General features: G+C 60.3%; 13 protein-coding genes. 1 reads left to right on the top strand and 12 read right to left on the bottom strand.

The window, feature by feature from the left end:
- Window positions 1-268: 268 nt before the first annotated feature.
- The 5 genes from AC07N8_RS27150 to AC07N8_RS27130 all read right to left on the bottom strand — a co-directional run bounded on the left by AC07N8_RS27150 (window position 269) and on the right by AC07N8_RS27130 (window position 4036).
- Window positions 269-517 (bottom strand): hypothetical protein, encoded by a 249-nt coding sequence (locus tag AC07N8_RS27150; protein WP_483843911.1) that lies wholly within the window; start codon window positions 515-517, stop codon window positions 269-271.
- A 20-nt stretch (window positions 518-537) separates the two neighbouring features.
- A complete protein-coding gene (locus tag AC07N8_RS27145; RefSeq protein ID WP_493146730.1) occupies window positions 538-1119 on the bottom strand; it encodes a hypothetical protein in 582 nt (193 codons plus the stop codon).
- Window positions 1116-1682, bottom strand: coding sequence for an RNA polymerase sigma factor (locus tag AC07N8_RS27140; protein WP_483843913.1), 567 nt, complete (start codon window positions 1680-1682; stop codon window positions 1116-1118). Before AC07N8_RS27140 ends, AC07N8_RS27145 begins: the two co-directional genes overlap by 4 nt.
- Window position 1683: 1 nt before the next feature.
- Window positions 1684-3387: a vWA domain-containing protein gene (locus AC07N8_RS27135; RefSeq protein ID WP_493146728.1), complete on the bottom strand. Its 1704-nt coding sequence runs from the start codon at window positions 3385-3387 to the stop codon at window positions 1684-1686.
- A gap of 88 nt (window positions 3388-3475) precedes the next feature.
- Window positions 3476-4036: a YbhB/YbcL family Raf kinase inhibitor-like protein gene (locus tag AC07N8_RS27130; protein WP_483843915.1), complete on the bottom strand. Its 561-nt coding sequence runs from the start codon at window positions 4034-4036 to the stop codon at window positions 3476-3478.
- 139 nt (window positions 4037-4175) lie between these two features.
- Here AC07N8_RS27130 and AC07N8_RS27125 point away from each other — a divergent pair, with 139 nt between their 5' ends.
- A complete protein-coding gene (locus AC07N8_RS27125; protein WP_493146726.1) occupies window positions 4176-5705 on the top strand; it encodes an FAD-dependent oxidoreductase in 1530 nt (509 codons plus the stop codon).
- A gap of 75 nt (window positions 5706-5780) precedes the next feature.
- On the opposite strand, the gene AC07N8_RS27120 is transcribed toward AC07N8_RS27125, so the two are convergent.
- From AC07N8_RS27120 to AC07N8_RS27090, 7 genes are all read right to left on the bottom strand, one after another.
- The gene (locus AC07N8_RS27120) at window positions 5781-7289 is read right to left on the bottom strand and encodes a YdgA family protein (protein ID WP_493146724.1); all 1509 of its coding nucleotides are present in this window, start codon (window positions 7287-7289) and stop codon (window positions 5781-5783) included.
- Window positions 7290-7582: 293 nt separating this feature from the next.
- A complete protein-coding gene (locus AC07N8_RS27115; protein WP_483843918.1) occupies window positions 7583-8218 on the bottom strand; it encodes an NADH:ubiquinone oxidoreductase subunit N in 636 nt (211 codons plus the stop codon).
- Window positions 8219-8300: 82 nt separating this feature from the next.
- Entirely contained in the window at window positions 8301-9749 is a 1449-nt protein-coding gene (locus AC07N8_RS27110; RefSeq protein ID WP_483843919.1) for an efflux transporter outer membrane subunit, read from the bottom strand.
- The gene (locus tag AC07N8_RS27105; protein ID WP_123436299.1) at window positions 9746-10633 is read right to left on the bottom strand and encodes an efflux RND transporter periplasmic adaptor subunit; all 888 of its coding nucleotides are present in this window, start codon (window positions 10631-10633) and stop codon (window positions 9746-9748) included. The genes AC07N8_RS27110 and AC07N8_RS27105 overlap by 4 nt, the downstream gene beginning before the upstream one ends.
- Window positions 10630-10839 (bottom strand): DUF1656 domain-containing protein, encoded by a 210-nt coding sequence (locus AC07N8_RS27100; RefSeq protein WP_046033221.1) that lies wholly within the window; start codon window positions 10837-10839, stop codon window positions 10630-10632. The genes AC07N8_RS27105 and AC07N8_RS27100 overlap by 4 nt, the downstream gene beginning before the upstream one ends.
- Window positions 10836-12908 carry an FUSC family protein gene (locus tag AC07N8_RS27095; RefSeq protein ID WP_483843920.1) on the bottom strand — a complete coding sequence of 691 codons (2073 nt, stop codon included), beginning with the start codon at window positions 12906-12908 and terminating at the stop codon, window positions 10836-10838. The genes AC07N8_RS27100 and AC07N8_RS27095 overlap by 4 nt, the downstream gene beginning before the upstream one ends.
- Window positions 12905-13333 carry a MarR family winged helix-turn-helix transcriptional regulator gene (locus AC07N8_RS27090; RefSeq protein ID WP_123436297.1) on the bottom strand — a complete coding sequence of 143 codons (429 nt, stop codon included), beginning with the start codon at window positions 13331-13333 and terminating at the stop codon, window positions 12905-12907. Before AC07N8_RS27090 ends, AC07N8_RS27095 begins: the two co-directional genes overlap by 4 nt.
- Window position 13334 lies beyond the last annotated feature (1 nt).

Here is a 13334-nt window from a genome sequence, read left to right as displayed (position 1 = left end):
CGTCTCAACCGAGGCGCGCATTCTACAGCAGCCTCTGTTGCTGTCAAGCGGTTATTTTCAGAAGTTTTCAAAGTTTCGCTTGGAAATCTTTAACAACTTCAACCACTTGCGCTTCCGATCACTCGGTAGCGGGAGGCGAATTCTACAGCGTTCCAATACTACGTCAAGCCTCTTTTTGAACTTTCTTACCCACTCCGAACACCTGTGCTTCAGAGAGCCTTTTCAAGCCCCTCCCAACCCGCATTCGTTAGGTAAACCAACGACGCTCCTACTCGGTCGTCCAGTCGAGATCATCGTCCCACTCTTCATCGTCCTCAAAGTCCTCCTCATCAACCTCCTCTGCTTCCGGTTGGTTAAGGAGGAAATCCTTACGACTCTCAGTAATTGCCCGCCTTAATTCCTCCCCCTTCTCGGGGCAGTTGAGCATTTGGGCGATGCGATCGATTTTTTTCGCCACGGCTTCCTCCAACGCATCGGCTATGGCCCGATAGTGCGCGCTTTCGGGCACGGATGCCAAATGGCTGACCGTCTTGCGACTCAGTTTCTCGGCATTTCCTTGAGTCGGGCCTCGACGTTTTCGTCAGGAAAGCGTTTGTGCAATGCCTTCATTAATGTATCTGCCGCCTTTGTCTGACCGGCATTCTGCAGGCGCACCACCTCACGCAGTTGCTCATCCAGGGTTATTGCCGGCGCCGCTGCACGCTTGGCAACTTTCGCCTCTTCGGCCCTCTCGGCATTAATCGACTCGCTCTGTGCAGGCGCAGCAACATCAGCCATCGGCGCTGCCGGGGCAGCCAGAGAGCGCGCAGCCTCCTTTTTGACGACCGGGGCGGATGCCTTGGGCGCCGGGGCGAAGTCATAGGCCGGCGCTTGTTCCGGCGTACGCTGCACCAACGCCAGCATCAACGCGACACCCACAAGGCTCGCAAACGCAACCTGCCAGCGAGGCTTCTGGCAAACCTGAACCCAGCGCTGCCACAAGTTCGGCTTCGGCGCCGGCATTTCCCGATGGGCCACGGCAAGGATCAATGAATCCAGATGAGCCGGCGGTTCACCCGTAGCGTGCTCACGAAAGTGCGTCACCACTTCAGATTCAGGTGTAGGACGGGCGTCAGTCATGTCAGTACCTCCTCGGCCAGCAGCCGACGCAGTTTTTGCTGGGCGTAACGCAAACGGCTTTTGACGGTTTCAAGCGGTGTTCCAGTGAGCGTGGCGATCTGCGCCAGATCGAGATCGCCATGAGCACGCAACAGGAAGACTTCACGCTGGTCAGCAGGCAGGTCTTGCAGCGCCGTTTCCAGACGCTGGCTGTCGCGACTCAGACTCAGCAATAGCTGCGGATCGGTCGCCTCATCAATCACCGCATGGACCTGTTCGTCATAGCTGTCGTGCAAGGGGTTGTGGATTCCATGCTTGCGCCAGTGATCGATCAGTCGATTACGGGCGATCTGGTAAAGCCACGTACGAAAGTTCGCCCGACCTTGTGGCTGACTGGTGCTGCGAATCAGGCTCAGCCAGGTGTCCTGGTAAACCTCTTCGGCCAGCTCGGGTTTACCGCTGAGGCCGAGCAGGAACCGATAGAGGCCTAGGCGATGGCGGGCGTACAAAATCTCGAACGCCGGCCCGTCACCTGCTCGATAACGGGCCAGCAGCGCTTCATCGCCCGGTTCAGGAGCTGCCATGTCAGTTGTAGCCTCCTTTAGTAAGCGGTTCACTGTTCGATGCTGTCGTGGTGCGCAGGCTTTGCGCCAACTCAACCAACTGCACGAACTCGGCGCGCAGCCCGAATCGATCCTCACCCCGCGCACCGCGAGCCAGTGCTTGCGTGTCCTTCAAACTGAAATCACCGGTATAGCGCCCATCTTTGAGCTGCTGGGAAAACGCCGCGACCGCCGCCGCAAACCTCAGGTCATCGCTGGCTTTTCCGGCCTGACTGTCCATGATGGGCCGCTCGATCAAGCGACTATTCCCACCTTCCGGCAGCTGATACCTCACTCGCAGCATCGCCAGTTCTCCGGCATTCCCCGAAACGGCCGACTCAGGCTTGCCATAGCGCAACGGCTCCAGCCATCCCTTCTCACCCTTCGGCACTATTTCGTACAGCGCCGTGACCGTGTGCCCCGCACCGATCTCGCCCGCATCGACCTTGTCGTTGCTGAAGTCCTCGCGCTTCAGCGCCCGATTCTCATACCCCAACAGTCGATATTCGCTGACTTGAGCCGGGTTGAACTCCACTTGCAGCTTCACGTTTTTCGCCACGACCGCGAGGGTTGAGCCGAGCTGATCCACCAGCACCTTGCGCGCTTCACGCAGGTTGTCGATGTAGGCGTAGTTACCGTCGCCGGCGTCGGCCAGTTGCTCCATCAGGTGTTCATTGTAGTTATCCACCCCAAAACCCAGGGTCGTCAGGGAAACGCCTGTCTTGCGTTTATCCACAGCCATTTGCTTGAAGCTATCAAAGTCACTGATGCCGACATTGAAGTCACCGTCGGTGGCCAGCAGGATGCGGTTGATCCCCTTGGGGATAAACGCCTGCTGCGCCATTTGATACGCCAGTTTGATACCCGACGCGCCAGCGGTCGAACCACCGGCGGCCAATTGATCGATAGCTGTACGAATTTTCGCCTTTTCGCGTCCGGAAGTGGGCTCGAGCACCACACGCGAATCGCCAGCGTAGACCACCAACGAAACACGATCCTGTTCGCGCAATTGATCAACCAGTAATTTCAGGGTGCTTTTGACCAGAGGCAGGCCTTCGCGGCGGTCCATTGACCCGGACACGTCCACCAGGAATACCAGGTTCGCCGGGGCGAGTTCCGCCACCGCGCGGTCAGAGGCCTTGATGCCGATGCGCAGCAGGCGCGTATGCGGATTCCAGGGTGACGGTGCCAGTTCAGTGGTGACCCCGAATGGCGAGCCGTCGGTGGGTAGCGCATAGTCGTAGGGAAAGTAGTTGACCATTTCCTCCAGCCGTACCGCACCGTCGGGAGGCAAGCGCCCCTGATTCAGTAACCGTCGGACGTTGGCGTAAGCGCCAGTATCCACATCGGCGCTGAAGGTCGAGACCGGCGCCTCGGCCACGCGGTGGATAGGGTTGTCCGCCAGCGTCTGGTATTGCTCTCGCTGTTCATCCCGATACCCCGGCGGCAACGACTCAGGTGCAAAACTGGCGACCGGTGCCGGACGAACGCTGCGCTTGGCCATCGACGTATCCGCCATGGCCGCTTCACTGCGCACCACCTCAGCCGTCTTCATCTCACTTTGAGCCGGTGGCGACACTTGCGCAGAATCGGGTGCGGAGGAAACGCCGCAACCGGCGATGGCCAGCAGCAACCCGGTGGTGAAACCCCGGGCGGCCGGGCGGAGGAAATGCAGAGGGAGGGACATGGGGGCTGACCTCAGGAGGAAAATGATCCATTCATCCTCTGAGACGAGCCCCCGTTCAGGTTCGGGTTAAGCCGGCTGAACATTAATCTCAGCGGTGGTAACGGCGCACCACGCTGCTGTTCCTGAGCACGTGGCCTTTGATTTTTTCCAGCAGTTGCGCACGCGTCAGGCCGGCAGGCAAGGCGTCTGGAGCGAGGTCCAGCGCATACAACTGAATAATGTAGTGATGGGCACTGTCGCCAGTCGGTGGGCAGGGTCCCATGTAACCGGTAGTGCCTTTACTGTTGGTACCACCGACACCCTCCAGGGCCGACTTTGCTCCGACACCGGCAGGAATCTGGTGGGTGGTGGCCTTGATGCCGTAATGCACCCAATGATCGACGCCTTGGCCCTTCTGGCCGTCCGGGTCGTGCATGACGATGGCATAACTCAACGTCCCCGCCGGCCCGGTATTCCAGTTCAGCGCCGGTGATGCATTGTGTCCGCCACAACCCGGAGCATCGCTGGCAGCCGCCGAGGTGAACAGCCGGTCATCCGTGACACCTGGGATGTTCAGGGTGAAACGCTCCTGGGCCTGCGCCGAAAATTGCACGCAAAGGGCGACTGCAACGGCCGCCAGCCAAGGGTTCAGAGAGGTCAATCGGGTCATTCCGGAGCACCTTGTGCGGATAGGGCCGTCGTCGGCTTGCGAACTATAGCTGTACCGTTCGTGCGGTGGCAGTGGGAATTGGCTGAACCTCGCGTAAAGCGCCAAACTCTTAAGTGAAACGTCTGTCTGGAGAGCCGCCATGGCACTGCACCGCGTTGCTCGTTTCGCCGATGTGTCCGAAAACCGGGGCCTTGAGGTCCGGATTGCAGACACCAAAATCGTGTTGTTGCGAGTGGGCGATCAATTGCGCGCCTATCAGGGTGAATGCCCGCATGCCGGGGCACCGCTGGCGGAAGGTGCGCTGTGCCACGGACGTTTGATCTGCCCGTGGCACAAAGCGGCGTATCGGATTGAGGACGGGGCATTGTGCGAACCGCCGGCCCTGGACAGTCTCAAGCGTTATCCGCTGGAAGTACGCGATGGCGAGATCTGGGTCGACGACCAACCATTAGCCGATGCGCATACGCCGCCGGCTGATGACGAACGGACATTTGTTCTCGTCGGTGCCGGGGCGGCCGGTACGGCGTGTGCGGCGGCGCTGCGCGAAAAGGGCTTCGGCGGCCAAGTGTTGCTGATCGACCGCGAAGCCGACGCTGGCTACGACCGCACCGTCCTGAGCAAATTTGTCATTGCCGGGGAGATGCCACCGGAAGAAGTCCCGCCGTTAAGAGATGACGCGTTTTATCGCGACCAGCGTATCGAGCGCATCAACGGTGAAGTCGCCAGCCTGGACTCGTCGAGCAAAACCCTGCGGCTGACTGATGGGCGATCGCTGAACTATGACGCCGTGTTGCTTGCCACCGGTGGCACGCCCAATCCACTCACGCTGCCTGGCGCGGATTTGCCACAAGTGTTCGTGTTGCGCTCAAAAGATCAGGCGCGGGAGATTCTGCAGGCGGCAAAGCCCGGCCAGAAAGCGGTGATCATCGGAGACAGTTTCATTGCCCTCGAGTCCGCTTCAGCCCTGCGTGAATACGGGTTGGACGTGACTGTGCTGGCCCGGCATGCCATCCCCTTCGCCGCACAATTTGGCGAAACCGTCGGCAAGGCGATTCGCGCCCTTCATGAGGCCAATGGCGTGGTGTTTCACACTGAAGGCGAAGCCTCCTATATAGAAGGCACGGAAAACGTCGAAGCGGTGTGCCTGGACAATGGTCAACGCTTGCCTGCGGATCTGGTGCTGGCCGGCATCGGCGTCACCCCCGCCACCGATGCGTTTACCGATCTGCCCAAGGAAAAAGACCGCTCGCTGAAGGTCGACGGCGCCATGCGCGTCACCGACGGGGTGTGGGCGGTCGGCGATATCGCGACCTTCCCGTTCAACGGCCAGCCTCAGCGCATCGAGCATTGGCGCCTGGCTCAGCAACAGGCGCGGATCGCCGCCGCGAATATGCTCGGCGCAGACGAGCATTACCTCGACGTGCCGTATTTCTGGACCTGGCACTTCGGCAAAAACTACGACTATCTCGGCCATGCCGAAGCCTGGGACGAAGTCGAGTTCAAGGGTGATCCCTCCCATCCACCCTTTATAGGCCTGTTCGGCAAGAACGGCGTGGTGGCGGCTGCGGTTGCCTGCGATGAAGAACGGGCCATGGCGCTGCTCGCCGAACGCATGAAGCAGCCGCTGTCAGTGGATGAAGCGTGGCAACTGATTCGGGACATGGGTTAGCAGACAAACACCCGACAGCAAAACGCCCGACTTCTGCGTGCAGCAGAAGCCGGGCGTTGTTTTGAACGACAGGTGTTATTCCTGGATTTCAGCACCACCACCGATTTTGCTCATCACGAAGCCCACAAACTCTTCAACGGTCATTTTCTGGCCATTGAATTCCACTTGATTGTTGGCGTAGTGAAATTTGCTGACGATGTCGTTGCCGTCCAGTTTGGCGAACTGCGTACCGACCGCCATGCTGCCGAACATGTCGGCCGTGGCGGCCGCCTGATCGGCGATGAGCTTGGCATCGGTCTGACCATCAAGCTGGCTTTGCACGGTGAACACGTCGACGAGCATTGGCTTGGACACTTTTACATTGATATCCAGCAGTGCAATCAACTGTTGAGTCAGTTGATCGGGCGGCAGGTCCATGGTCGCTGGTTTGGTCAGATCGAGCACCAGGTTGGCGCGGCTTTCGCCATTGGTGGTGTTGAACGACAGGTTTTCCAACGCCACCTGCGGGCCGGCAGCCAGCAGTTTTTCGAGGCCGGTTTTGACCTGTGCCTCTTCGGCCGGGGTCAGGACCAGTTCTGGAGACGGCTGACCAGCCGCAGCGGCCTCGGCGGCAGCTTTCTCGTAAGGCTGCAGTTTGGTCTGGTAAACCTGCATCAGCGACATGGTCGCAGGGATGTCGAGGTTCTTCAGGCTCATGGCCATTTGCGCGGAACCGACCGCCTTGCCGTTCACCGACACTTCACCCACCTTGTAATCGGCACGCCCCGAAGCGCTGGTGCCCGACTCCTCGGTCTGGTTTTTCATTTCAAATTTCTTCAGACCCAGCACCGATTGCTTGGGACCGAAGGTGGATTTGCTGTCGGTCAGCTCAAGGGTGTTCTCGCCGGTGTAGAAACCGTAAGTGCTTTTTACCAGGTTACTGGCCATGGTCAGGCCATTGAGCTCTACCTTCACCGGGGTCTGATCTTCGGCGACGGTGGTCAGCGTCAGGCTGTCCATGTAGCCATTGGCCTTGACCTTCTGGGCCTGGGCGCTGGCGGCGACTTCGAGGTTCAAACCGGAGAATTTCAGGTTGGACTTGTCATCCAGCGCGACGTCCAGCGGCAAGAATTCGAGGGTGCCGTTGGTGGCGTTGTCGTAACCGATGTTGACCACGCCGGTGAGCGGGGATTTGTCTTTGGCCGCAGCAAACCATTTCTCGGTGAGCGGGGTGCGTTCCAGTTCGTAGTGACTGGTGGCCATGACCGGCAGCCATTTCAAAGAGACCAGACGCGAGAACGGCAGCGGGCCGTGTTCGATGTGGTCGACAAAGAGCAATTCAACCGGGGCTTCACCGAACATCTCGCCTTCGCCCTTGAGGCGGTAGTGCGCGGTGCTGCTGAACACATGACGCTCAAGGGACACCAGTTCCAGCGAGGCCGTGCCATTGGAACCGACCAGTGCAGCCTTCAGCTCTTTGTTGGCGTCGGCGATCGAGGTGTTCAACACGCCTTCGATTTTGGTCCCGGTGTACCAGGCACCACCCGCGCTGATTGCACCGATGGCTACGACGATTCCAAGAAGCACGCCTGCTGATTTATTCATGAATGACCCAGTCAATGTCCGTTGTTTGAAGGTGTCGTCGTCTTCCCTGAACCCTAGAGGGGTTGCGGCTCGACTCCGCTAAAAGTGGGGTGGAGATTAGCACTAGGCGCATCGGGCGGCCCAATGTTTAAAGGTTAAAGAATGTCTATGGACTACGCCGGGGGCTTGAGAGTTTCGGCGGACAAGAAATCGCCATCGCGAGCAGGCTCACTCCTACAAAGGTTATGTGTTGTTCACAGAACCCTTGTAGGAGTGAGCCTGCTCGCGATGGCGTCAGTCCAGCCAACAAAAACTCACGAATACTGCACTTCCATCTCATCCAGCTGATGATCAAAGCTCTTGAGCCGTGCCGTCCACGTATACACCAGCACCTCGAAGTCCCGGTTGATCACCGCCCCGCCGGTCACCTCCGAGTGCGGATCACAGACGTCCAGTTGATAGCGTTCCCGCGCCATTTTGGTGGCGACGTCCGACAGCTCGCGGGCATTGTTGAGCCAATGCCAGCCGTCCTCGGACACCTGTTTATCCAGCGCCAGGCATTGCTTCTTTAAAGTTTCGAGGCTTTTTTCCAGCGGTGTGCCGGTGAGCTCGCCCATGACTTCCTGGAACGTGCGCCCCGGTTGCCAGTAGCTGCCCCAGAAATATTGGTCAAACACTGTTTCGACACGACGCAGCGCTACCTTGGTGTCCCAGATCAGCACCAGGGTCTTGCCTTGTTCGAATTGTCTTTTTTTGATGCGCTGACCCTGGACGGAAGCCCAGGCCACCACCACGATCGCCATCACGGCAATGAGCGCGGTAGCACTGTCGAGAAACACCAGCGCCTTGTCGATCTGGTGGGCCAGCATGATGCCGTAGAAATAGGTGGCCGACAGCAAAACCAATGCTGCAATAGCGCACCAGAAGCCAGGAGCATAAGGGTTTTTCATTATTTTTAATCCCCATGACCAACGCGAGCTTGATCGATGAAGTCGACTCGCGACTCCATCAAATCAAAGCATAGCAACGGCCTCAGGGTTTGCTGGCGTTCGTGCCTTGCGTTCGTCCGCTTTCCCAGCCGCCGCCCAGGGCGAGGAACAAATCGATCTGGCTGGCGGCCACCTGGGTGTTGGCAGCGGCCAGTTGCGCAGTGACATCCGTGTAGGTGCGGGTCGCTTGCAGGTCCGCCAGGAACGATTCGCGGCCGGCCTGGAAGAAACGATGCGTCTGGTCCGCTGCCAGTCTTGCCGATTGCTCGGCGTCTGCCAGGGCGTCACGACGTTGCAACAACGCGGCGTACTGGGCCAGGCTGGTCTGGGTTTCGCGGATGGCGTTGAGCACCACCCCATCGAAATGCGCCAGCGTCGCCTGGGTCACTGCTTCGGCTTCGCGGATGCGGGCCCGGGCGCCGTTGGTCGGCACGTTCCAAGTCAGCGACGGACCGAAGCCCCAACGGTTGGTGGACGGGTCGCCGAGATCGTCGAGGATACCGACGGTGCCGATGGTCGCGCCGATGCTGATGTTCGGGTAAAGCTCACCCGTGGCGACGCCAATCCCGGCCGTCGCCGTCGCCAGCCGGCGCTCGGCCTGCCGCACATCGGGACGACGCTTGAGCAATGCAGCGCCATCGCCCACAGGGATCAATTGAGCGATTTTCGGCAGCTCGTCGCAGGTGGCGGTGCCGGCCGGCAGTTGATCCACTGGCTTGGCCAGCAACATCGACAGGCGATACAGCCCGGCCTGACGCGAGGCCTCATAGCGCGGCATGTCGGCGCGCAGGGATTTGAACTGGGTTTGCGAACGGGTGACCTGGGTTTCGTCGCCACGGCCGGCATCGCGCAGACGCTGGATCAGCGTGGTGCTCTGGGCCTGCAGGTCGAGGGAGTGCTGGGCAATTTCCCGCTCCTCATTGGCCGCGCACACCTGGGTGTAGGCTCGGACCACGTCGGCCACCACGGTGATGCGAGCCGTATCGGCAGCTGCCTGCGTCGCATCGGCGTTGGCCTTGGCCGCTTCGATGCCGCGCTGCAACGTGCCGAACAGATCGAACTGGTACGACGCGCTGATGCCGATATCACCGACGTTGGCCACCGGCACTTTTTCCGGAAGCAGGAATGCTTGGCCAGACTCCTGCAATCGCTGGGCGCCCATCTTCACACCGCCGCTCCAGCCACCCGCCGCTTCTGCCTCATCGACCTGAGCGCGGGACCGCGACAGACTGGCCGCCGCCACGCGCAAATCGGTATTGGAGGCCATGGCCTGTTGCACCAACTGGTCGAGTCGTGGGTCCTTGTACAGGCGCCACCAATCGGCCGGCACCGGTGCGGACACCACCGTTTTGCCGTCGACCGCCAGATCGCCCTGCAAATCGGGTCGCTGGACAGCCGCTTCGTCAGGCAGGTGATAATCCGGGCCAACGACCTGACAGGCCGACAGCAGCAAACCTAATCCGGCAACCGCCAAACCCGACGCCTTGCTCATTTCGCCGGCTCCTGCGGTTGATCGTCGAGGATCGACACGGTCGCGGTCCGCCCGGCGATCATGCGGAAGTCCGCCGGTACATCGTCAAAGACAATCCGCACCGGAATCCGCTGTGCCAGGCGCACCCAGCTGAACGCCGGGTTGACGTTGGGCAGCAGGTTGTTGCCGATAGTGCGATCGCGGTCCTCGATGCCGGCGACGATGCTTTCCACATGACCACGCAGCCGCGCACGATCGCCGATCACGCGGATGTCGACGCTTTGGCCGACATGAATGCCGTTCAGTTTGGTTTCTTCGAAATAACCGTCGATGTGAAACGAATTGCTGTCGACCACCGACAACACCGGCCGCCCGGCGGTGACGAATTCCTGGGCACGCGGTGCACGGTCGTTGACGTAGCCGTCGACCGGGCTGCGGATGGTCGAGCGGTCGAGGTTCAGCTGGGCACTGTCCACCGCCACTTGCGCTTCCATCAACGCCACTTCGGCCCGAGCGACCCGGGACTGGCTTTCTTCCAGTTGCTCGCCCGGCACCAGATTGCCCAGGCCACGGTTACGCTTGGCTTCGCGTTGCGCCTGAGCCAGGGTTTCCTGGCGGTCGGCGACCGCCGCTTTGGCTTGGCGCAAAGCCAGTTTAAAACGGTCCTGATCGATGCTGAACAACACCTGGCCGCGCTTCACCAGCTGGTTGTCGCGCACGTCCACTTGCTGAATCAGCCCGGAGACGTCCGGAGCGATTTGCACGATGTCGGCACGGATATGCCCGTCGCGGGTCCACGGCGCAAACATGTAGTACATCACCATGCGCCAGACCACGACGACGGCGAAGGTCACGATCAACAGGGTCAGCACCACGCGACCCAGGGTCAAAAAAGGTTTTTTCATGTCATCAGGTATCGACTGAGTGAGTCCACGGCGCCGAGCAGCAAAGCGTAGAGAGCCACGTTGAACAATGCCCGGTGCCAGACCAGACGGTAAAAGTGCAAGCGCATCAACAACCCGTGCACCAACAGGAACAACACATACGTAATGCCCATCAATACCAGCAGCGTGGGCAGAAACACCCCGCTGATGTCCACATCACCGATCATAAAGGCGCTCCATCGATGCCATGGGGCAGCGGTTCTTCGAGTTCGCCCACGCTTACGAATTCCACGCCGGGCAACAACGCCAGGCGCAGGCCGCTCAGGGCATGCAACAAATTCAGACGGGCACCCTCATCACAATTCGTGTCCAGTGCCCGGCGGGCGCGGTCGAGGGTCATCAGCAACGGGCCGGGGGCCGGCAGACGCTCGTCCGCCTTCAGGCAGGCCTTGAAATACTCACCGACTTCCGCCACCACCTGATGCAGCAGCGCTCGCGGCACACCGTCCACTCGCGGCGTGTAAGCCAGCAGATCGAGCACGTTCAGCGCTACACGCACCTCACGCAACGCGATGCCGGTGTCCTGGCCTGTCATGGCCAGACGCGGCAAGTGCTGCATCAGACGATCGAGCACGTGTACGCCCAATTGCCGGTGTTCGGCCAGGTTGGCCGGTTTGCTGAGATTGACAATGTCGCGCCAGCTGAAACGGGTCAGCCGCTTGGCCGCCAGTTCCGCACCAAATGGCCGAGCGATCAGGGTCCAGATGAAGGCAAACAACAAGCCGATGGGACCGGCCAGGTTGGAGTTGGCGAAGCTTAGGAAATCCGCGTCGTAGGCGCCCTGAATACTAATAAAGGACGAGGTATTGACCAGGGTCAGCAGCATGCCCAGGTAAAACTGCGGCTTGACCGTCAGGGTGCCGATGCAGATAAACGGCACGGCAAACGCCAACACCAGCATCGGGAAATCGTGCAGGTTGGGCAGCACCAGAAACAGGTAAAGGCTGGCCAGTACCACCGACATCGCGGTCCAGAAGAAGAACCGGTAAATCTGTGGTGCCGGGTCATCCATCGAGGCGAAAAAGCTGCACGACACGGCGGCCAGAATCACCGCCGAGCCTCCATCGGTCCAGCCGAGCAGAATCCACAACACCGAGGCAACGATGATCGCGGTGACCGTCGAGGCCGCCGAGTAGAGCATCAACCCACGGTCGAGAAACGGTGACAGGCGACCCAGGCGCCAGTGGCGATACACCGCGCGCCAGCTGTCCGGGCTTTCGCACTGGATAGCGTATTGCAGGCTGCGGCAGTCTTGCCACACATCGATCCACTCTCCGAGGCGATACAACGCGTTGGAAAACAGTAGCTGCTTGCGATCGTTCAGGGCTTCGGCGGGCGGTTGCAGCGCTTCAAGCTGATCTTTCAGCGCCTGCCAGCGCGCGAGGTCGGCGTCTTTGTGATTGAGCCATTCGGTCGCTGCGACCAGCAACGGTGCGAACTTCTCCACCAACTCGGGCGTGCGTCGTTCAAGGGCATACAGCGCATCGTCGAGGGCATCGATCACCGGCAACAGGTGAATCATCCGCCCACGCAGTTCCTTGGTGTTGCGTACGGTTTGCCGGTGCGCGCCCTCGTGTGGCAACTGGCCGATCATCAATTCCAGGGTGTTGAAGGTTGTAACCATGGCCGAGCGCAGTGCACTGACTTCGTCGGGCTGCACCTGGCGGCTGAGGAAACGCAGGCTGTACGTCGAGGCATCGGCAAACCATTTGCTCACCGCGTCGTTGAACACCGGCGCCAGCCGCCGTGGCCAGAACATGGCGCCGACCACTGCCGCCACGGCAATGCCGAGGAAGATTTCTTCCGTCCGCGCTTCCGCCACGTCCCAGACGCCCAACGGGTTATTCACCACCGGCAGGGCAATCAGCGGCAAGGTGTAACCGGCGAGCATCAAGGCGTAGTTGTTGGCGGTGCGCAGGTGCAAGGACAGGAACAACAGCGTCCCGGTCCACAGTGCGATGACCACCACCAATACGTACGGACTCTGGACAAACATCGGCACGAAAAGAACCGCTGCCGCCGCGCCGAAAAAGGTACCGATGGCACGGTAGAGCGCTTTCGAGCTGGTAGGGCCGACAAAGGGGCTGGACACGATGTAGACCGTGGCCATCGCCCAATACGGACGCGGCATTTGCATGAGCAGGGCGATGTACAACGCAATCATCGAGGCGGCAAAAGTGCGCACACCGTAGAACCAGTCTCGCGCCGCGGGCATACCGCTGAAAAATCCGCTCAAGGGTTGACCACCGACGGCGCATTCGCCGCTTCAAAGGCTTTCAGTACCCGAAGCGTAGCTTCCAGATCGCTTTGGTCGATGCCTTCAAGCACCTCATGGCGCAAACGCACCAGCTCGATTTCGACCGCTTGCACCAATTCGCGACCGGTGGCGGTCAGGCTCAGGCACTTGGCGCGTCGGTCATGGGCATCTTCGGTGCGGCAGACGTAGCCCGAATGACACAACTGATCGAGCAAACGCACCAGGGACGGACTCTCCATCCCCGCCGCCTGCGCCACGGTCACCTGACGCACGCCCTCGCCCAAGCGCCCGATCATCAACAACGGGACGGCACAGGCTTCGGAGATTCCGTAGTTGACCAGCGTGGTCTGGCAGATCTTCCGCCAATGCCTGGCGGCCACCACCATGGAGCTGCTGATGTTCATC

The sequence above is a fragment of the Pseudomonas sp. GW821-FHT10C09 genome (assembly GCF_059415465.1).
Note: the sequence above shows the minus strand (reverse complement) of the source record. Positions and strands in the feature narration are given on the sequence as shown.